Raw genomic sequence first — 20,598 nt, 5'->3', positions numbered from 1 at the left:
GCCGCCCACAGCCGACTCCGGGCCCGACCGTCCCACCAGCCGTGGAGCCCGAAATCCCATGACTTCGGGCGCAGTTGCCACCCGCGGACCGGCTTGCCGGCGGGCCTTGCACCGGCCCTTGGAACGTTGACACCCTCCGGCCCGGCGGACAGAGTATTGGAGCTGGGGAACCGCGAAAAGGCCCGGGTCGTGTTGCTGCGATCGGCCGGCGTGACCCCCGGCCCGGCGGATCGCTGTTGGGCGTGAGCGTCGATCCGTACACGCAGACGAGCCACTGGAACCGTGTCCACCGCGAGTGGAACCGTGTCGCGGGCCGTCTGCCCGGCCAACAGCGGCTGCGCATCAGGGGCGATGCCGCGTCGACACCCCGGTTTCGACCACCTCTTCGTGTCCGGGGCCGAACTTCAGGAGCCGGCAGACGGTACCCCGTGGCGGCTTCACGAACTCGTTCCGCACGGCAAGCAGTACCTGACAAGTAGGAGCTGACCCATGAACACACTTGGCGATGGCGTATTGGAGAAGGCCGCGGCGGAGTACGCGGAGCAGGGCTTCTCCATCATCCGCAACGTCGTGCCACCGGAGGTCGTGGACGAGGCGCGCGCCCACGTCGAATGGCTCACCGGCAAGTACCCGGACCTGCGTCCCGAGCACTTCCATCACCCGCTGATCCGCAACGACGCCTTCTGGGCACGTCTGGTCTCGGACACCCGTCTGGTGGACATCGCGGAGTTCTTCCTCGGCCCGGACGTGGCGTGCTTCACCGCCCACTACATCTGCAAGCCCCCGCACACCGGACAACCGGTGTTGTGGCACCAGGACGGCGCCTACTGGACGCTCAGTCCGATGGAGGCGCTGACGGTGTGGCTGGCCGTCGACGAGAGCAACACCGAGAACGGCTGCCTGCGCATGATCCCCGGCAGCCACGAACTGCCGCTGCACAAACCGTCGGTCCGTACGGACAAGGACAACATGCTGTTCTCCGTGTCCGACGAGACCCTGGTGCGGGAGTGGGTGGACAAGCGCGGCATCGTGGACATCGAACTCCGGCCGGGCGACGTGTCGATCCACCATCCGCACCTGCTGCACTGCTCGGAACCCAACACCTCCGCCAAGCGCCGGTGCGGTCTCGACATCGGTTACATCTCGACGACCACGCGGATCCACAGCGAGGGGCTGTACCTGGACCCCCTGCTCGTCCGCGGGGCCGACAGCAACGGTGTCAACACCTACCGCCCGTTCCCCGCCTACCAGGAGGGCGAGACGATTCCCTTCGCCGGGCAGGACGAGTGGAGCGCCAAGGTGGCCCCGCTCAACGAGGCGCTGACGTCGCGTTCGCGCGAGGGTTCCGAGGACAGTCCGATCGAGGCGACCCGACGCATGATCGACCGGCTGCGCGAAGGCACCGTGAAGCGCTGATCGCAGCCGCACCGACCGATGGCACACCGCTTTGGGGCGGTGTGCCATCGGTGGTTGTCGGTGCCCGATCGCTCGGCGGGCGCTTCGGGGCGGGGTGGTGCGGGGTGCTGTGGGCCGGCTGCTCAGGCGTGGCGCCGGCGGCCGGGGCGGCTCACCACACGAACGCTTCCCCGTCGCCCCGCTTCTCGATGCAGTAGGCGCGGAAGGCTTGCGCCTTGGCCACCATGTCGGCGTCCCCGGTGCGCCGTACGGCCTCCACGTACCAGTCGAACGACGCGGCGGCGTGTGCGCGTCGCACGAAGTGCAGCGCGGCAAAGCGACGGAACGCCGCCCGCATGGTCTCCGGGGTCAAGTCCCGTCCGGAGTCCATGAGTTCCTCAAGCTCCGCGTCGGTCGGCTCGGGCCGTTCGACGATGCGGATCGGCTCGGTCGCGGGGATGGCGTTGCGGATCGCGACGGGCTCTTCGGCGTCCGTGAAATCAAGGCACAGGGAGAGCCGGGCCGTCCCGACGGAGCTGCGCACGGAATGCGGGACGGTCGTGTGGATCTTCCACACCTCACCGCGACGCAGGTGATAGACGATGTCGTTCTCGGAATGGAGGGATTCATCGGTGGTGCGCAACGGAATCTGCAACCTGGTGCCCGGTTCGGCGAACTCGAGAAAGTCCACGTGCGGTGCGAGAATTCCGTCACGGAGGCTGAAGATGCGCACCCATTGCAGCCGGTCCAGTGGGAAATTATCGGTCACCAGGGACATGATTCCCGGTAGTTCCCGACCCAGTTCGGTGAGGGTCAGGCGACCGTCGTGCGGGCGGAAGGCGGTATCGGAATCGGCGCCGCTGCCATTGGCCAGCACATGGGACGACCACGACCCGAAGGTATAGGTGTCATAGTCGCCTCCGTATTCGTGGCGATCCACGACGGACAATTCGGAATCCAGGTCGTACGAATCGATGGGCAGTACCGCAAGCCGTTGCGACTCAAGCACGGGAATCCCCTTCAGCACATGATTGTTTGATGCACCCGGAAGCTGCTGGGCGTTACTCCCGATCGTCACCATAATTCTCCGGATCTGCGATGGCAATGACGTCACCGTGCCCGGAGTCGCGTGTCTCCGGGCGCTCCGGGAGCGGCGCGGGCCGCCGTACATTGCGGCTGATAGTCGCAGTACACGGGTGCCGTGCGACCGGGCACCGGCTCATAATGTCCTGTTGGCGGGACAACCGGTGCCCGGCCGGCCGTCCGCACCGCCGGCCCTTGCCTGTGGTTTCCCCGGCCATTTACGTTGGCGTCGCGATGGCCTTCGGGTGCACGTATCGAGTACCCGATCGATGCCGGGACGGGCTTCCGGATCGCCGCGTACCGGCACGGCGCCGGCCCGGCCGGCGAACCTCGCGAACACCCGCAATGGCGTGGGTGGTAATTCCCGTTCGGCGGAGAAAGGAAAGGCTGGCCATGGAATCGTCACCGCAGGTCCACCGGCAAGGTGGGCAGGACCAGGTGTCGGAACGACAAGCCGCGCCTTCGAGTGCGCCGGTGTCCCTCGTACCGGAAATTGCCGCGCTGTGGGGTGAATATCTCGACGGCCGCGCGGTCGGGGCGGACGACGACTTCTTCGCCATCGGTGGAAATTCGCTGATCGGGATCAAGATCATCGACCGGGTGACCCGGGACTACGGCGTGCAATTGTCGGTGCGTGATTTCTATCTGGCGCAGACCCCGGCCCGGGTCGCCGAGCTGATCGAGCAGGGGAGGGCCCGGTCGTGAGGTTGACGCCGGGTGCCGGAGGCGACGTCGACCTGGACCGCGTCGACCTGTTCGACCTGGACCTGTACACCTCGGGCGATCCGCATCCGATCTGGGACGTGATGCGGGCCGAGGCGCCCCTGCACCACCAGGTCCTCCCGGACGGGCGGGAGTTCTGGTCGGTGACCCGCTACGACGACGTCTGCCGAGTGCTCGGCGACCACCGGGAGTTCACCTCGGAGCGCGGCACGGTGGTCACCCACCTCGGGGAGGACGACGTCGCGGCGGGCAAGCTGATGACGTCCACCGATCCGCCGCGACACACCCAGGTGCGCCGGGCGATCGGCGCCAAGCTCACCGCGCGGGCGGTGGCCCCCTGGCAGGACCGGATCCGGCAGTCGATCGTGCGCTTCCTCGAACCGGCCCTCGACGGCGCCACCTTCGACCTGGCCGAGCAGGCGCATCGGCTGCCGATGATCGTCGCGGGACCGCTGATGGGGATCCCGGAGCGGGACTGGGACGAGCTGGTGCAGTTGACCGCCATGGTCACGGCCCCCTCGGACCCGCACTTCCGACACGGCAGCGAGGCCGCGACGCTGGCCATCTCGCACCACGAACTCGTCACCTACGTCACCGAATGGGTCAGGAAGCGGCGGGCGGCCGGCGGCGAGGACGGCAGCCTGCTCGACCACCTGATGACCGTGCACGCGGGAGACGCGCCGCTGACCGACGAGGAGATCGCCCTCGACGGATACAGCCTGCTCCTGGGCGCCAACGTGACGACGCCGCACACCGTCTCCGGCACGGTGCACGCGCTCATCGAGCGGCCCGAGCAGTTCGCCAAGGTGCAGGCCGACCCGACGCTGGTGCCCTCGCTGGTCGAGGAGGGGCTGCGCTGGACGTCGGCCGCGTGCAACTTCATGCGCTACGCGGTGGCCGACACCGAGATCGGCGGGGGCGTCGTGCCGGCCCGCAGCGCGGTCGTCGCGTGGATCGGATCGGCCAACCGGGACGAGTCCCAATTCACCGATCCGCACCGGTTCGACGTCACGCGGCGGGAGAACCGCCACGTCGCGTTCGGGTTCGGGCCGCACTACTGCATCGGCGGACCGCTGGCCCGGCAGACGTTGCGGATCTTCTTCGAGGAATTGCTCGGGCGGTTCGAATCGATCGAACTCGCCGGCGAACCGCAACATCTGCGCTCGTACTTCATCGCCGGGATGACCCACCTGCCCATCGTCGCCCGGAAACGGACGACGCCATGACATCCGCCGCCGCCACGTGGCCGTGGTTCGTCCGGCCGCCGTCCGGCGATCACCCCGCCCGGATCTTCTGTTTCCCCTATGCCGGTTCCGGGTCGTCGGCCTTCGGCGGCTGGCCGGCGGTGATCGACGACGTCGAGGTCTGCCCGGTGCAGTTCCCCGGCCGTGAGAGCCGACTGGCCGAACCCCACTACGGCACCTACGAGCGGCTCGTCGTCGACCTGACCGAACCGCTGGCGCCGTTGCTGGACCGGCCGTTCGCGTTCTTCGGGCACTGCGCGGGCGCGCTGCCCGCCTACGAGACCACCCTGCGCCTGATCGAACTGGGCCTGCCCACACCGGAGTCGCTCATCGTCTCCGGCCAGGTCGCACCACACGACGCGGCGGGCGACCGGATGCTCGCCATGACCGAGGCGGAGCTGCGGGCCGAGTTGGCGGCGGTCGTGCGCGGCCGAGGCATCGAACCGCGCCCGGACATGCTCGAACTGGGCATGCTGGTGCTGCTTCGCGACCTGGCCGCCGCGCGCGAGTACCGGCGGGTGGAGCCGGTCCCGCTGCCCTGCCCGATCGTGGTCCTGCGCTGGCGGGACGACCCCGACGTGAGCCTCGACCGGCTCCAGGGGTGGCGTCGGTACGCGGATTCCGTCGACATCCGAGAAGTCGACGGAGGCCGCTACGACTTCATGAACGCGGCGGACGAACTGCTGAAGTTGTCGACCTCCTGGCGGTGAAAGCCGTGCAGCCCGTGAGAGCCGTGCGCCGAGGAAACCGGAAGGGACTCGCATGAGTGGCGCAGCCACCGATATTGCCGTCATCGGGATGTCGTGCCGCTTCCCCGGCGTGCACGATCCGCAGGAGTTCTGGCGTCTGCTGGTCGAGGGCAACTCGACCGTCGGCACCTTTCCCGAGCGGCGGGCGGCCGATACGACGCCCCCCTCGACCCACCCGGACGCCGCCACCGTGAACGCGGGTTCGTTCCTGGCGGCCATCGACGGCTTCGACGCGGAGTTCTTCGGTACGGGTCCGGCGGAGGCCGCCGCGATGGACCCGGTGCAGCGACTGGGCCTGGAACTCGCCTGGGAGGCCGTCGAGGACGCCCGCGTCCCGGCGACCGCGCTGGCGGGCCGGGAGGTCGACGTCGTGGTCGGCGCGGCCCCCTCCGGGTACGAACTGCTGCGCAGGCTGTCCGGTGGCGACCGGGACGACCACTACGCCGCCCTCGGGTCGAGCGGGGCGTTGGTCGCGAACCGGATCTCCGCGCTGTTGGACGTTCGCGGCATGAGCTTCTGCGCGGACTCGGGCCAGTCCTCCTCGCTCGTGTCGTTGGCGCTGGCCTGCGACCGGATCCGCGCCGGCGCGGTCGAGTTGGCGATCGCGGGCGGCGTGCACCTGATCGCCGACCCGGAGGCCGGACTCGGCCTGGCGAACCTGGGCGCGTTGTCCCCCGAGGGCCGTTGCTTCACGTTCGACGAGCGGGCCGGCGGCTTCGTCCGGGGGGAGGGCGGGGCGTTCGTCGTGTTGAAGCGGCTCGACCTGGCCGTGGCCGATGGCGACCACATCTACGCGGTGGTGCGCGGCTGGGGGGTGGGCAGCGGTGGGGCGACCTCCCGGATGCCCGACCCCAGCCCCGGCGCACAGGCGGCGGCCGTGTTGTCCGCGCTCGCACGCTCGGGTGTCCCGTTCGACTCCCTCGACTACGTCGAGGCGCACGGCACCGGTACCCGAGTCGGCGATCCGGCGGAAGCGGCGGGCCTGCGCGAGGTGTTCCGGGAGACCGGCCGGAGTCGGCCCCTGGTGATCGGCTCGGTGAAGACCAATGTCGGGCACCTGGAGCCGGCCGCGGGCATCGTCGGCTTCGTCAAGGTCGCGCTGTGCCTGGATCGTGCCCATCTGGTGCCGAACCTGAACTTCCGCGTCGCCAACCCCGCGATCCCGGACTTCCAGGCGGACTTCGAGGTCCTTGGGGCCGGGCGGCCGTGGCCGGGCACGCCCGGTCGACCGCGGCGGGCGGGGGTGTCGGCGTTCGGCCTGGGCGGCACGAACGCGCATGTGATTCTCGAACAGGCCCCCGAGGAGCGGACCGAACCCCGGCCCGCCGCCGAGGAATCGGGCACCGCGAGCCCCTTCGGGGCGGTGCCGTGGGTGTTGTCGGCGCGCACCGAGCCGGCGCTGCGCGAGCAGGCGGCGCGGTTGCGGGAGTCGTCGGCCGCGGACACCTCGCGGTCGGTGGCGGACATCGCGTACTCGCTGGTGTCGACGCGGTCCTCGTTCGCGCATCGGGCGGTGGTGCCGGCCGCCGACCGGGCACAGGCCCTGGCCGGTCTGGACCTGATCGCGGCGGGCGGTGCCGCGCCGCAGGTCGTGCGCGGGGTGGCGGCGGGGCCGGTGGGTCCGGTCGTCTTCGTGTTTCCCGGCCAGGGGTCGCAGTGGCCGGGCATGGGGAAGCGGTTGTACGCGCAGTCGCCGGTGTTCGCGGCCGCGATCGACGAGTGCGCGCGGGCCCTGGAGCCCTGGGTGGACTGGTCGTTGGTCGAGGTGCTGACCGGTGCGGAGTCGGCCGCGTCGTTGGATCGGGTGGACGTGGTCCAGCCGGTGTTGTTCGCGATGATGGTGTCGTTGGCGCGGGTGTGGCAGTCGCTGGGGGTGGTCCCCGACGTCGTGGTGGGGCACTCGCAGGGCGAGATCGCCGCGGCCTGCGTATCGGGCGCGCTGTCGTTGGCGGACGCGGCGCGGGTCGTCGCGGTGCGCAGCCGGGCCCTGATCGAGCTGGCCGGTTCGGGCGGGATGAGTGCGGTGGCCGCGTCCCCCGAATGGGTTAGGGACCGGTTGCGGCAGTGCTCCGGGCTCTCCTTGGCGGCGGTCAACGGCCCGTCCTCGGTGGTGATTTCCGGAGACGACGAGGCGCTGGACCGTTTCGCGGCGACGGCGGCCGACGAGGGTGTCCGGGTGCGCCGGGTCAAGGTGGACTACGCGTCGCACTCGCACCACGTCGAACGCATCCGTACCGGGCTGCTCGCGGCCACCTCGGGTCTGTCGCCGCGCACCTCGGCGGTGGAGTTCCACTCCACGGTCACCGGCGAACCGCTCGACACGCACATGCTGGACGGCTCGTACTGGTACGACAACCTGCGTTCGACGGTGCGGTTCGGCGAGGTGGTCGAACGCCTGATGCGCGAGCGCGGCGGGGTGTTCGTCGAGGTGAGTCCGCATCCGGTGCTCGAAGTGGCGATGGCGGAGACCGGCGACGCGCTGGCCGCCTCGCCGGTGGTGGTGGGCACGCTGCACAAGGACGACGGGAGCGCGGGCGAGGTGCTGGCGTCGTTGGCCGAACTGTACGTGCGTGGGGTGTCGGTGGACTGGGCGGCGGCGTTCGCCGCGGACCGGCCGCGCCGAATCCCCCTGCCGACCTACCCGTTCCAGCGCCGGCGGTACTGGCTGACCGCGCCCGAGGACGCCGGCCCGACGCCCCCGGGCGCCGCCGCGCACGATGGTGGATCCGGCCCGAACGCCGGCACGGCGGACCTGGGTTCGGAGCTTGCGGTGCTCGACCTGGTGTGCGCCGAGACGGCGGCGGTACTGCACACCGGGGACGCGGATCCGACCGGCGCCGATCTCCTCGCCCGGTCGACGGAGACGTTCAAGGGGTTGGGTTTCGACTCCTCGATGGCGGTACGGCTGCGCAATCGGCTCACCGCGGCGGCCGGGGTGCGGCTTTCGGCCACCGTCGCGTTCACCCATCCCACGCCACAAACGCTCGGGCGCCACATCTTCTCCCTCCTCGCACCGGAGTTGCCCGAAGCCGGGGAAGCGGCGACGACGCGTCCGGCAAACCACAGCGACGACGACCTGTACGCGTTGATCGACCGCGGCTACGTGTAGCCACACCTGTTCTGTTGGCAACGGTTGGGGGAGTTCCCGGTGGAGGATGTCGACAAGCTCCGCTCCTACCTGCGACGCGCCGTCGGCGACGCGCAGGTGTTGCGCGAGCGGGTGCGCGAACTGGAGGAGTCCGCTCGCGAGCCGATCGCGGTCGTGGGTGCGGGGTGTCACTTCCCGGGTGGGGTGACGTCCCCCGAGGGGCTGTGGCAGGTCGTGTCCGACGGTGTGGACGCGATGGGCGACTTCCCCGGGGACCGCGGCTGGGACGTGGAGGCGCTCTACGACCCGGACCCCGAGGCGCGCGGGAAGACGTACACGCGCTCGGGTGGATTCCTGAGCGATCTCGCGGAGTTCGACGCGCCGTTCTTCGGGATCAGCCCGCGCGAGGCGCTGGCGATGGATCCGCAACAACGGTTGATGCTGGAGACGACCTGGGAGGCGCTGGAACGGGCGGGCATCGACCCGGCCCGGCTGCGCGGTTCGGCGACCGGGGTGTTCACCGGGATCTACGCGGTCGACTACGGCCCGCGGCTGGGCGGCGGGGCGGCCGCCGAGGTGGAGGGTTTCGGGATCGCCGGGACGTACACCAGCGTGGCCTCGGGCCGGGTGGCGTACGTACTGGGTCTGGAGGGCCCGGCGGTGTCGATCGACACCGCGTGCTCGTCGTCGCTGGTGGCGGTGCACCAGGCCGTGCGGTCCCTGCGAGCGGGCGAGTGCACGCTGGCACTGGCCGGCGGGGTGTCGGCGATGCCGACTCCCGGGATGTTCGTGGAGGTGGCCCGGCAGCGGGGCCTGTCGGCCGACGGGCGGTGCCGGTCGTTCTCGGACGCGGCCGACGGCACCGGCTGGGGCGAGGGCGCGGGTGTGCTGGTGCTGGAGCGGTTGTCCGAGGCGCGGCGCCACGGGCGTCGGATCCTGGCGGTGATCCGGGGCTCGGCGATCAATCAGGACGGCGCGTCCAACGGGCTGACCGCGCCGAGCGAACTGGCGCAGCGGCGGGTGATCCGAGCGGCCGTGGCCGACGCCGGGCTGTCGCTCGCCGACGTGGACGCGGTGGAGGCGCACGGGACCGGTACGAAGCTGGGCGACCCGATCGAGGCGGAGGCGCTGCTGGCCACCTACGGGCAGGACCGGGACGGCGACAGCCCCCTGTGGTTGGGCTCGCTCAAGTCGAACATCGGCCACACCCAGGCGGCGGCGGGCGTCGGCGGGATGATCAAGATGATCATGGCGATGCGCCACGGGGTGTTGCCCGGGACATTGCATGTGGAACGCCCGACCCCGCACGTGGACTGGTCGACCGGCGCGGTGGAACTGCTGACCGAGGCCAGGGAATGGCCCGGCGCACCCGGGCGGCCCCGGCGCGCGGGCGTGTCGTCCTTCGGGGTCAGCGGGACCAACGCGCACGTCATCCTCGAAGAGGCACCAGAGGCACCAGAGGCACCGGAGGCAGCAGGGGCACCAGGGGCACCAGAGGTACCCGGATCGTCCGAGGCCCCCGGCCCGGGCGTCGCGCCCCGTCCGGCCCGGGACCCCGTCGCCGGCCGGGTGTCGACCGGCGCCCCCGGGACCGTGCCGTGGGTGTTGTCGGGGCGCTCGGCGCAGGCACTGCGCGACCAGGCGTTGCGGCTGCGGGACGCCGTGGCCGCCGACCCGGGCCTGTCGGTCGCGGGCGTGGGCCGGGCGCTGGTGACCACCCGCTCGTTGTTCGAGCACCGTCGGGTGGTGCTCGGCGCGGACCGGGACGAGCTGCTCGCCGGCCTGACCGCCGTGGTCGAGGGCGCCCGCAACCCGGTCGGGGTGGTGTCCGGAGTCGCCGGACCGGTCGGTCGGACGGTGTTCGTGTTCCCCGGCCAGGGGTCGCAATGGGCCGGGATGGGGCGGGAGTTGTGGGAGTCGAGCCCGGTCTTCGCGGAGCACGTGCGCGCGTGCGCGGACGCGCTGGAGCCGTGGGTGTCCTGGTCGTTGATCGACACCGTGTGCGGCGGGCCGGACGCGGCGGACCTGGATCGCATCGACGTCGTCCAGCCGGTGCTGTTCGCGATGATGGTCTCGCTCGCACAGGTGTGGCGTTCGCTCGGGGTGAGCCCGGACGCGGTGATCGGGCACTCCCAGGGGGAGATCGCCGCGGCCTGCGTCGCGGGCGCCCTGACCCTGCCGGACGCGGCCAGGATCGTGGCCCTGCGGTCCCGTCTGCTGGCCACGACCGCACAGGACGGCGGCATGGCCGGGATCGTGGCCTCCGAGGACCGGGTGCGGGAGTTGCTGGAGCCGTGGCGGTCCGAGGTCGCGATCGCCGCGGTCAACGGACCGTACTCGACCACCGTCTCGGGTGCGGCGGCGGCCGTCCGGGAGCTGATCGCGCATTGTGAGTCCCAGCGCGTTCGCGCTCGCTGGATCCCGGCGAGCGTGCCCGGGCACTCGCCGCTGATGGACCGCTTCGAGGAGCGACTCCGGGACGAGCTGAGCGGGATCGAGCCCATGTCCGCGCCGGTGGCGTTCCACTCGACGGTGACCGGTGGGCCGCTCGACACGGCGGAGTTGGATGCGGCCTACTGGTTCCGCAACCTGCGCGAACCGGTTCGGTTCGAGGCCGGCATCACGCGTCTCCTCGAACAGGGGCACGGTGCGTTCATCGAGGTCGGCGCGCACCCACTGCTCACCGTCAACATCCAGGCGATGCTCGACGCCACCCCCGGTTCCGCCGCGGTGGTGGTGGGCACGCTGCGCCGGGGCCAGGGCGGCTGGGCGCGGTTGTACCGGTCCGCGGCCGAGGCGTTCGTGGCGGGCGTCGCGGTCTCCTGGGAGGCGGTGCTCCCGGACCGGGACGGCCGGTGGGTCGACTTGCCCACGTACGCCTTCCAGCGGCAGCGCTATTGGCTGAACACACCCCGGGAGGGCACCGCCGAGAGCACCTCGGACCACCCGCTGCTCGATGCCGTGATCGGGTTGCCCGACGACGGCGAGCGCGGTGGCCTGGTGGCCGGCGGGCGGCTGTCGTTGCGACGCCACCCGTGGCTCGCCGACCACGTCGTGCACGGTGCCGTGCTGGTGCCGGGAGCGGTGCTGGCGGAGCTGGCGGTGTGGGCGGCGGCCGAGGCGGGGTTCGACGTGGTCGACGAACTCGTCGTGGAGACACCGTTGGTGTTGTCCCGGACGGCCGATCGCGAGATCCGCGTCGTGATCGACGGCAAGCGGGCGATCGGCGTGCACTCGCGGGGCGAGGGCGAGGCCGAGTGGACGCGCAACGCCGTCGGCGTGGTCGGGTCGAACTCCGGAGCGACCCACCGCGAGGACGACCTCGTGGTGTGGCCGCCGGCGGGTGCGGTCGGCGTGCCGGTCGCGCAGGAGTACGCCCGGTTGTCCGCCCTCGGGTTCACCCATGGGCCCTCGTTCCGTGGCCTGAAGCAGCTCTGGCGTCGCGGCGACGACCTCTTCGCGGAAGTGGAGTCGCCCGCGCCCGACGGCGCACGGCCGGGCGGATTCCGGATCCACCCGGCGTTGCTGCACGCCGCGTTGCTCCCGACCGGGGCGGGGCAACCCGCCGACGAGTCCGGGCCCCAAGGGTGGCTGCCGTACCGCTGGACCGGGATCCGCCTGGCCGCCGCGCCGACCACGCTGCGGGTGCACCTCGCGGGCGCGGGGGAGGACACGCTGTCCGTCACCTTCGCGGACGGCGACGGAGTGCCGGTCGGCGGCGTCGAGTCGTTGACCCTGCGGCCGGTGGATGTCGAGAAGCTGACCGAACTCGGCTTCGACCGGCGGGACTCGTTGTTCCGGGTGGACTGGGTGCCCGTCGCGATGCCGCCGGTTTCGAGCCCTGCCGAGCAAGCCCGGTACGCGGTGCTGGGCGGGTCCGACGCGCCGGCCGCGCTGCCGGGACCGGGCGGAGCGGTGTTCGCCGACCTCGACGAACTCGCCGCCTCCGGCGCGGTGATCCCGCCGATCGTGATCGCCGGCATCGATCCGGTCGGCCCGGACGGCGGCGACACCCCAACCGTCGTCGAGCACAACCTGCACCGGGTGTTGCGGTGGACGCAGGGCTGGCTCGCCGACGACCGGTTCGCCGACTCGCGGCTGGTCGTGGTGACGCGGGACGCGATCCACGACGAGCGGGGCGCGCAGACCGATCCGGCCGCGGCCGCGATCTGGGGATTCGTCCGCACCGCGCAGACCGAGAACCCGGGCCGGTTCACCCTCCTGGACACGGACGGCCTGCCCGCTTCGTGGCCGGCCGTCCCGGCGGCGATCGCCACCGGGCAGGCCCAGCTCAGGATCCGCGCCGGCCTCGTGAGCACCCCGCAACTGGTCCGCGCCCCCGGCGGCTCCCTCGGCCCGGCGGCGGACCGTCCCGGCCTCGGCTCCGGGACGGTGCTGATCACCGGCGGTCTCGGCGGCCTGGGGGCGATGCTCGCCCGGCACCTGGTGGCACGACACGGGGTGCGCCGGTTGTTGCTGGTCGGCAGGCGGGGACCGGCATCACCGGCGGCGGCGGGGCTGCGGGCGGAGCTGACCGAGGCGGGGGCGCACGTCGAGATCCGCGCGTGCGACGTCACGAACCGCGCCTCCGTCGCCGAACTGGTCGCCGCGGTGCCCGACGAACACCCGCTGACGGCGGTGATCCACTGCGCGACCGTGCTGGACGACGGAGTTGTGGAGGCGTTGACCGAGGACCGGCTGGACGCGGTGCTGGCCCCGAAGGCGCACGGCGCCTGGTACCTGCACGAGGCGACCCGGCACCTGGAGCTGTCCGCGTTCGTGTTGTTCTCCTCGATCGCGAGCGTGCTCGGCACGGCCGGGCAGGCCAACTACGCGGCGGCCAACGCGTTCCTCGACGGCCTGGCGCAGGCCCGTCGGGGCGCCGGAGCGGCCGCGATCTCGTTGTGCTGGGGCTACTGGGCGCAACGCACCGAGGCGGGCGCCGACCTCGGCGAGTCCGACATCGTGCGCCTGCAACGCCAGGGCGTGCGGCCGATGTCCTCGCGCGAGGGGCTCGCGCTGTTCGACGCGGCGATCTCGCGCGACGAACCGGTGCTGGTGCCGGCGCGACTGAACCTCCCGGCGCCGGGCACCGCGCCCGCGGGTCCGGCGCCGTCACCGCTCCTGCGCGAACTGCTCGGCACACCGGCCGATTCCGTCGGTTCCGTCGATGCGGACACTTCGCAGGCGGAGGACATCGCACTCGCGCGGCGGGTCGCCGCGCTGCCGCCGGCCGACGCCGAGGCGGTGTTGCTGGACGCCGTTCGGGCCCAGACCGCGATCGTCCTCGGCCACGCCGGCACCGGACGGGTCGGCCCCGACGCGGCCTTCAAGGACCTCGGCATCGACTCGCTGATGGCACTGGAGCTGCGGAACAGGCTGGCCGAGGCGACCGGCTTGAAGCTGCCCGCCACACTCGCGTTCGACCAGCCGAATCCGAGCACTCTCGCCCGGTTCCTGTCCGCGGCCCTCGCCCCCGACTCCGGCGCGGACCCGGAGCCCGCGGCCGAACGCCTGACCAGGGAGATCGAGGGACTGGGCGCCCGGCTGGCGGACGCGTTCGACGGGCTCGCGGCGCCGGACAGGACCGCCATTGCCACGCTGCTCGGCGAACTACAGGGCCGGGTACGGGCGATGGCGAGCGACGCATCGCCGGTCGGCATCGTCGACCGGATCGGTTCGGCCTCGGCGGGAGAGCTTCTCGCGCTGCTGGACAAAGAGCTCGGCTAGGGGAGAGCGATGACGAACGACAACAACGCCGATGTTCTCGACTACCTCAAGCGCACATCGATCGAGCTGATCGAAACACGCCGGCGCCTGAAGGAGCTGACCGAGGCCGCTGCCGAGCCCATCGCGGTTGTGGGTGTCGCCTGCCGCTACCCGGGCGGGGTGGAGTCCCCGGAGGCGCTGTGGGAGCTGGTGCGGGCGGGCCGGGACGCGCTGTCGGACTTCCCGGACGACCGCAACTGGGACCTGGCGGCTCTGTACGATCCGGATCCGGACCGGCCCAATAGCTGTTACACCCGCTCGGGCGGGTTCCTGCACGACGCGGGCGACTTCGACGCCGAGTTCTTCGGGATCAACCCGCGCGAGGCGCTGGCCGCGGACCCGCAGCAGCGGTTGTTGCTGGAGTCCTCGTGGGAGGCGCTGGAACGAGCCGGCATCGACCCGCAGACCCTGCGCGGCAGCGACACCGGCGTCTTCGCCGGGCTGGCGTACTTCGGGTACGGGAACCACCTCTTCACCCCCGAGAGCATCTCGGGCTACGCGCAGACCGGTTCGCTGCTGAGCGTGGCGTCCGGGCGGGTGGCGTACGCGCTGGGCCTGGAGGGGCCGGCGGTGTCGACCGACACGGCGTGCTCGTCGTCGCTGGTGGCGGTGCACCAGGCGGTGCGGTCGCTGCGGCAGGGGGAGTGCGGGCTGGCCCTGGCCGGGGGCGTCACGGTGATGGCGACGACGCAGGTGTTCCGGGAGATGTCGCGGCAGCGCGGTCTGGCGGTGGACGGCCGATGCAAGGCGTTCGCCGACGCGGCGGACGGCACCGGCTTCTCCGAGGGCGTCGGCATGCTGGTGTTGGAACGGTTGTCGGACGCGCGGCGCAACGGGCGGGCGATCCGGGCGGTGATCCGGGGCTCGGCGATCAACCAGGACGGCGCTTCCAACGGCTTGACCGCGCCCAACGGGCCGGCCCAACAGCGGGTGATCCGGGCGGCGTTGGCCGACTCCCGGGTCCAGGCGAGCGAGGTGGACGTGCTGGAGGCGCACGGCACCGGGACCACGCTGGGCGATCCGATCGAGGCGCAGGCGCTGCTGGCCACCTACGGGCAGGACCGCGATCCCGATCGGCCGCTGTGGCTCGGGTCGTTGAAGTCGAACATCGGCCACGCGCAGGCGGCGGCCGGCGTCGGCGGGATGATCAAGATGATCATGGCGATGCGACACGGGACGATGCCCGCGACGCTGCACGTGGACCGCCCGTCGACGCACGTGGACTGGTCCGCCGGGGCGGTGGAACTGCTGACCGAGGCCCGGGAATGGCCGAACACCCCGGGACGACCCCGGCGGGCGGGCATCTCGGCCTTCGGGGCCAGTGGCACCAACGCCCACCTGATCCTGGAGGAGGCGCCCGAGGAAACGCCCGTGCCCGACGCCGCCGACCCGGGTATCGACACCGGGTTGGTGCCGTGGGTCGTCTCGGCGCGGTCGGTGGACGCGCTGCGGGCGCAGGCGCGGCGGCTGCGTGCCTTCGCCGCCGCCGACGCGTGCCTGGAACCCGCCGACGTGGGGCGTTCGTTGGTGGCCGATCGGGCCCGCTTCGAGCATCGCGCGGTGGTGCTGGGCGGTGATCGGGACGAGTTGCTGAGCGGTCTGGCGGCGTTGGCCGACGGCGCGGAGTCCGCCGCGGTGGTGCGCGGCGTCGCCGGGGACCTCGGTGCGACGGTCTTCACGTTCCCCGGGCAGGGATCGCAATGGACCGGTGTGGCAGGGCGGTTGTACGACACCTTTCCCGTATTCGCGGACGCCCTCGACGAGGTCTGCGCCCGCTTCGACAGCCGGTTGCCCTTCGCGCTGAAGCCCCTGCTGCTCGCCGACGAGCCCGCGGCCCGCGATCGCACCGACATCGCGCAGCCGGCGCTGTTCGCCCTACAGGTCGCCCTGTACCGGCTCATGGTGCGGTTGTGCCGCGAGCCGAAGTACCTGATCGGCCACTCCGTCGGCGAGATCGCCGCCGCCCACGTGTCCGGCGTCCTCGACCTGGACGTCGCGACCAGGCTGGTGGCCGCCCGCGGACGGATCATGCAGACGGTCACCGAACGCGGCGCCATGCTGGCGGTACGCGCCTCGGCGGACGAGGTGGCCGCGCTGCTCGGCGGGTACGACCGGGTCGGTATCGCCGCCGTCAACGGCCCGGAATCGGTGGTGCTCTCCGGCCTTCGCGACCAGGTGCACGAACTCCGGGACCGGCTCGTCGCCGGCGGCACGTCGGCGAAACCGCTCGACGTCGACCACGCGTTCCACTCCCCGCTGATGGACCCGATCCTGGCCGAGTTCGCCGAGGCGATCGGCGAACTGCCCCCGGGCCGCCTGTCGATCCCGATCGTCTCCACCAGGACGGGCCGCGAGGCCACGATCGAGGAGTTGACGTCCGTCGCGCACTGGGTGAACCACGTCCGCGAACCCGTTCGCTTCTTCGACGCGGTGGAACACGCCCGCGCGGCCGGCGCGGACGTCTTCGTCGAAGTGGGACCCGGAGCGACCCTCACGAGCATCACCACGGAAGCCTTCGCCGCCCAGGGAGTGCACGACGCGGTGGTCGTGTCCTCGTCGCGGCGCAACCGCGCGGCGGTGCCCGCGCTGCTGGACACGTTGGCCCGACTGCACGTCCGGGGCGGATTCGTGGACTGGGAGGCCCTGTTCGGATCGCGCCGGCGGGTGGACCTGCCGACGTACGCGTTCCGACACGAGCGCTACTGGCTGGACTTCCGGGCCGGGACGGGCACGGCGGACGTGGCCTCGGCCGGCCTCGCGGCCCCGGCCCACCCGCTGCTGGGCGCCGTACTGGAGCACCCGGGCACCGGCGAGGTGGTGTTCACCGACCGGTGGTCCCTGCGGACCCACGACTGGCCGGCCGATCACGCCGTGTTCGGTGCGGCCGTCGTACCGGCGACCGCCTACCTGGACCTGGCGCTGTCGGTGGGCGAGGTCCTCGGCTGCGCCGCGATCGAGGAACTCTCCCTGGAGGTTCCGCTGGTGCTGCCCGACTCGGGCGACGTGCAGGTACGGATCGTCGCCGGCGCGGCGGACGAGACGGGACACCGCTCCCTGGACGTCTACTCGCGACCCGACCCGGCCGCCCGCACGGTGGACGGCGCGACCGCGGGCGGCTGGACCCGGCACGCGACGGGCGGCCTGGCGCCGAGCGCGGCGCGCCCGATCGCGCGGACCGAGGACGCCCCCGCCCCGACCGTGTGGCCGCCGGTCGGGGCACGCCGGCTCGACGTCGCGCGTCTGTACGACTCGTTCGCGGACGCGGGCTTCGACTACGGCCCGACCTTCCGCGGCCTGCGCGAGGTGTGGCGGCGCGGGGACGACCTGTTCGCACTGGCCACGCTGCCGGACCCCGCCGAGACCGGCGGGTACGCCCTGCACCCGGCACTGCTCGACGCCGCGCTGCACGCGGTGGTGGCCGGCGGGGTCATCGAGGTGACCGACGGCCGGGGCTGGATGCCCTTCTCCTGGTCCGGAGTGGACCGGGTCGGCGCGTGCGGCGCCACCGTACGGGTCCGGATCTCCCCGGCCGGCGAGGGCGCGGTGTCCGTGGGGATCGCCGACGAGCACGGCCGCGCGATCGCGCACGTGCGGGCGCTGACCTTTCGACCGGCGAGCGCCGAGCAACTGCGCGCGGCACGCGGCGGGAACGAGCAAGCGCTGTTCGAGGTGCAGTGGCGCCCGGCTCGGCCGGGCCCGCCGGAAAGCCGGCCCGAGCGGTGGGACGTGCTCGGCACGCCGGACGGACAGGCCGCGCGCCTGGCCCGGACCGGCGCCGAGAGTGTGGCGTTCCACGCGTCCATCGACGACGTCCTGGCCGGGGAGGCGCCCCGACACCTGGTGCTGTGCCTGGACGACTGCCTGGTCGCCGCCGCCGCCGACCCGTTCGCCACCGTCGGCGGCACCGACATGCGCGTGCTGGCCTGGGCCCAGCGCTTCCTCGCCGAGGAGGCGCTCGCCGAATCCACGCTGGTGGTGCTCACCCGCCTGGCCGTGGACACCGGCGGCGGGGAGCGCGTCGAAAGCCTCCCCGGCGCGTCCGTATGGGGCCTGATCCGCTCCGCCCAGACCGAGCACCCCGGCAGGTTCCGACTCGTGGACGTCGACGACGAGGAAGCCTCCTGGGCACACCTCGCGAACGCGCTCGCCCTCGACGAGGAGCAACTGGCCCTGCGCGGCGACGCGCACCTCGTCCCGAGGATGACGGCGACCGAGACCGCGAACCATCGGATCGAGCCACCGGCGCACGGCGCCCACCGGCTGGGCATCCCGATCAAGGGCACGCTGGAGAACCTGACCTGGATTCCCTGCCCCGAGGTGGAAGCACCCCTCACCGGTGGGCAGGTGCGCGTCCGCGTGCACGCCGCCGGGCTCAACTTCCGGGACGTCACGATCGCCCTGGGACTGGTGGAGCGGACCGCCATCGACGCCGGGATCGGCAGCGAGGGCGCCGGAACCGTACTGGAGGTGGCGGACGACGTCACCGGCCTGGCACCGGGCGACCGGGTGATGGGCATCTTCTCCGGCGCCTTCGGCCCGGTGGCCGTCGCCGACCACCGGCTGCTGATGCCCATCCCCGACGGGTGGAGCTACGCCGAGGCGGCGTCGGTGCCCGGTGCCTACCTCACCGCCTACTACGCCCTGTTCCACGTGACGAAGCTGGAAAAGGGCCAACGCATCCTCATCCACGCCGCGGCGGGCGGCGTCGGGATGGCCGCCGTACGACTGGCCGGGCACGTCGGCGCCGAGATCTACGCCACCGCGAGCCCGGCCAAGTGGGCCACCCTGCGCGGTCTGGGTCTGGACGACGAGCACCTGGCATCGTCGCGGAACCTGGAGTTCGCGGAGAAGTTCCTGGACTCCTCCGGTGGTCGCGGCGTCGACGTCGTGCTCAACTCCCTCGCGCACACCTTCGTCGACGCCTCGCTGACGCTGCTCCCCGAGGGCGGGAGCTTCGTCGAGATGGGCAAGACCGACATCCGCGATCCCGGGCGGGTGGCGGCCGATCACGCCGGGGTCGACTACCGGGCATTCGACCTCTACGAGGCCGGCCCGGACTCGATCCACGAGATGTTCCGGGCCGTCATGGAACTGTTCGCCGACGGACGGGTACGCCCGAACCCGATCTCGGTCCGCGACATCCGCGACGCGCGCAGGACGTTTCGCGAGATGAGCCAGGGCCGGCACATCGGCAAGCTGGTCTTCGACCTGGGCGACGGCTTCGGCGGGGGGACCGTTCTGGTCACCGGCGGGACCGGCGGCGTGGGCTCCCTGGTGGCCCGCCACCTGGTCACCGAACGCGGAGTGCGCAGCCTGGTACTGCTCAGCCGGCGCGGCATCGCCGCCGAGGGCGCCGCCGAACTGCGGTCGGAACTGGCGGCGGCCGGCGCCACCGTCACCGTCGTGGCCTGCGACGTCGCGGACCGGGCCGCCCTGGCCGCCGTGCTCGCGGACATGCCCGGGCGATACCCGCTGACCGCGGTCGTGCACGCGGCGGGCGGCCTCGCCGACGGCACCCTGGAGTCACTGACCGCGGAGAGCCTGGACCGGGTGCTGCGGGCCAAGGTCGGCGGTGCGATCAACCTGCACGAACTGACCGCGGACCACACCCTGACGGCGTTCGTGCTCTTCTCCGCCCTCGCCGGCACACTCGGCACCGGAGGCCAGGCCAACTACGCGGCGGCGAACGGCTTCCTGGACGGATTGGCGGCGCAGCGCCGGGCATCCGGCCGGGTCGGCACGTCGCTGTGCTGGGGCTGGTGGGAACAACGCACCGGAATGACCGAGGACCTGGACGCGGTTGACCTCTCCCGGATCCGGCGGCTGGGCATCGCCGAGATGCCGACGGCCCAGGCCCTGGACCTGTTCGACACGGCGTACGCGATCGACAAGCCCGTGCTCATCCCCGCCCGACTGGACCCGGCCGCACTGCGCGGCAGGAGTGCCGACGAACTGCCGCTGCTCCTGCGCGACCTCGTCGCCGGCGCCCGTCCGGCCCGCAACCGGTCGGGCGGCACCGGGGACGGTGGCTCGCTCGGCCTGCCCGCCCGGCTGGCCGGCCTCGCCCAGGACGAGGCGGACATGGTCGTGCTGGACTGGATCCGCGATCAGGTCGCCATCGTGCTGGGCCACCCCTCCGGCGCGGTGGTGGACGCCGACCGGGCGTTCACCCACCTCGGATTCGACTCGCTGACCTCGGTCGAACTGTGCAACCGACTGGCCTCCGCGACCGCACTGCGGCTGCCCTCCACCCTCGTCTTCAGCTACCCGACACCACGCGAGCTGGGTCGGCACGTCCGCGGCCTGCTGCGTGCGACGGAGCAGCCCGGCTCGGCCGAGGACGCGCGGATCCGGGAGGTGTTGCGCAACGTGCCGATCGAGCGGCTGCGCAGCGCGGGAATCCTGGAACTGGTCCTGGCCTGCGCCGATTCCCCGCACCCGGACGCCGACGGGCAGGCGCCGGACACGGAGGCCGATCCGGGCGAACTGGCGGCCCTGGACCTGGAAGCACTCGTCGACCTGGCTCTGGATGAGAGGGGCAAGTGAC

The 20,598-nt window shown here is 72.2% G+C and carries 7 protein-coding genes and 1 pseudogene; 7 read left to right on the top strand and 1 reads right to left on the bottom strand.

Annotated features, from left to right (window positions below):
- Positions 1-489: 489 nt before the first annotated feature.
- Complete coding sequence (locus ACFXMF_RS00710; RefSeq protein WP_360305627.1) at positions 490-1,416, top strand: phytanoyl-CoA dioxygenase family protein; 927 nt, start codon at positions 490-492, stop codon at positions 1,414-1,416.
- Positions 1,417-1,567: 151 nt separating this feature from the next.
- Here the strand turns inward: ACFXMF_RS00710 and ACFXMF_RS00705 are convergent, their stop codons facing one another.
- Positions 1,568-2,476, bottom strand: a complete 909-nt coding sequence (locus tag ACFXMF_RS00705; RefSeq protein WP_360305629.1) for a putative nonproteinogenic amino acid hydroxylase — start codon at positions 2,474-2,476, stop codon at positions 1,568-1,570.
- A 476-nt stretch (positions 2,477-2,952) separates the two neighbouring features.
- Here ACFXMF_RS00705 and ACFXMF_RS00700 point away from each other — a divergent pair, with 476 nt between their 5' ends.
- The 6 genes and pseudogenes from ACFXMF_RS00700 to ACFXMF_RS00675 all read left to right on the top strand — a co-directional run bounded on the left by ACFXMF_RS00700 (position 2,953) and on the right by ACFXMF_RS00675 (position 20,597).
- On the top strand, positions 2,953-3,183 hold the full coding sequence (locus ACFXMF_RS00700; RefSeq protein WP_360305631.1) for a phosphopantetheine-binding protein: 231 nt from the start codon (positions 2,953-2,955) through the stop codon (positions 3,181-3,183).
- Positions 3,180-4,427 (top strand): cytochrome P450, encoded by a 1,248-nt coding sequence (locus tag ACFXMF_RS00695; RefSeq protein WP_379987546.1) that lies wholly within the window; start codon positions 3,180-3,182, stop codon positions 4,425-4,427. Before ACFXMF_RS00700 ends, ACFXMF_RS00695 begins: the two co-directional genes overlap by 4 nt.
- Positions 4,424-5,155 (top strand): thioesterase domain-containing protein, encoded by a 732-nt coding sequence (locus ACFXMF_RS00690; RefSeq protein ID WP_360305635.1) that lies wholly within the window; start codon positions 4,424-4,426, stop codon positions 5,153-5,155. Before ACFXMF_RS00695 ends, ACFXMF_RS00690 begins: the two co-directional genes overlap by 4 nt.
- A gap of 52 nt (positions 5,156-5,207) precedes the next feature.
- A complete protein-coding gene (locus ACFXMF_RS00685; RefSeq protein ID WP_379987549.1) occupies positions 5,208-8,303 on the top strand; it encodes a type I polyketide synthase in 3,096 nt (1,031 codons plus the stop codon).
- 48 nt (positions 8,304-8,351) lie between these two features.
- A pseudogene (locus ACFXMF_RS00680) lies at positions 8,352-14,012 on the top strand (SDR family NAD(P)-dependent oxidoreductase); the annotation flags it as partial.
- Between the two features lie 9 nt (positions 14,013-14,021).
- On the top strand, positions 14,022-20,597 hold the full coding sequence (locus ACFXMF_RS00675) for a type I polyketide synthase (protein WP_379987553.1): 6,576 nt from the start codon (positions 14,022-14,024) through the stop codon (positions 20,595-20,597).
- The last annotated feature ends 1 nt before the right edge of the window (position 20,598 follow it).

Source organism: Embleya sp. NPDC059213, assembly GCF_042754445.1.
Taxonomy (GTDB): domain Bacteria; phylum Actinomycetota; class Actinomycetes; order Streptomycetales; family Streptomycetaceae; genus Embleya.
Note: the sequence above shows the minus strand (reverse complement) of the source record. Positions and strands in the feature narration are given on the sequence as shown.

Excerpts from the sequence above, each read along its gene's own strand:
- ACFXMF_RS00710 (WP_360305627.1), top strand. The coding sequence starts at position 490 with ATGAACACACTTGGCGATGGCGTATTGGAGAAGGCCGCGGCGGAGTAC.
- ACFXMF_RS00705 (WP_360305629.1), bottom strand. The coding sequence starts at position 2,476 with ATGGTGACGATCGGGAGTAACGCCCAGCAGCTTCCGGGTGCATCAAAC.
- ACFXMF_RS00690 (WP_360305635.1), top strand. The coding sequence starts at position 4,424 with ATGACATCCGCCGCCGCCACGTGGCCGTGGTTCGTCCGGCCGCCGTCC.
- ACFXMF_RS00685 (WP_379987549.1), top strand. The coding sequence starts at position 5,208 with ATGAGTGGCGCAGCCACCGATATTGCCGTCATCGGGATGTCGTGCCGC.
- ACFXMF_RS00675 (WP_379987553.1), top strand. The coding sequence starts at position 14,022 with ATGACGAACGACAACAACGCCGATGTTCTCGACTACCTCAAGCGCACA.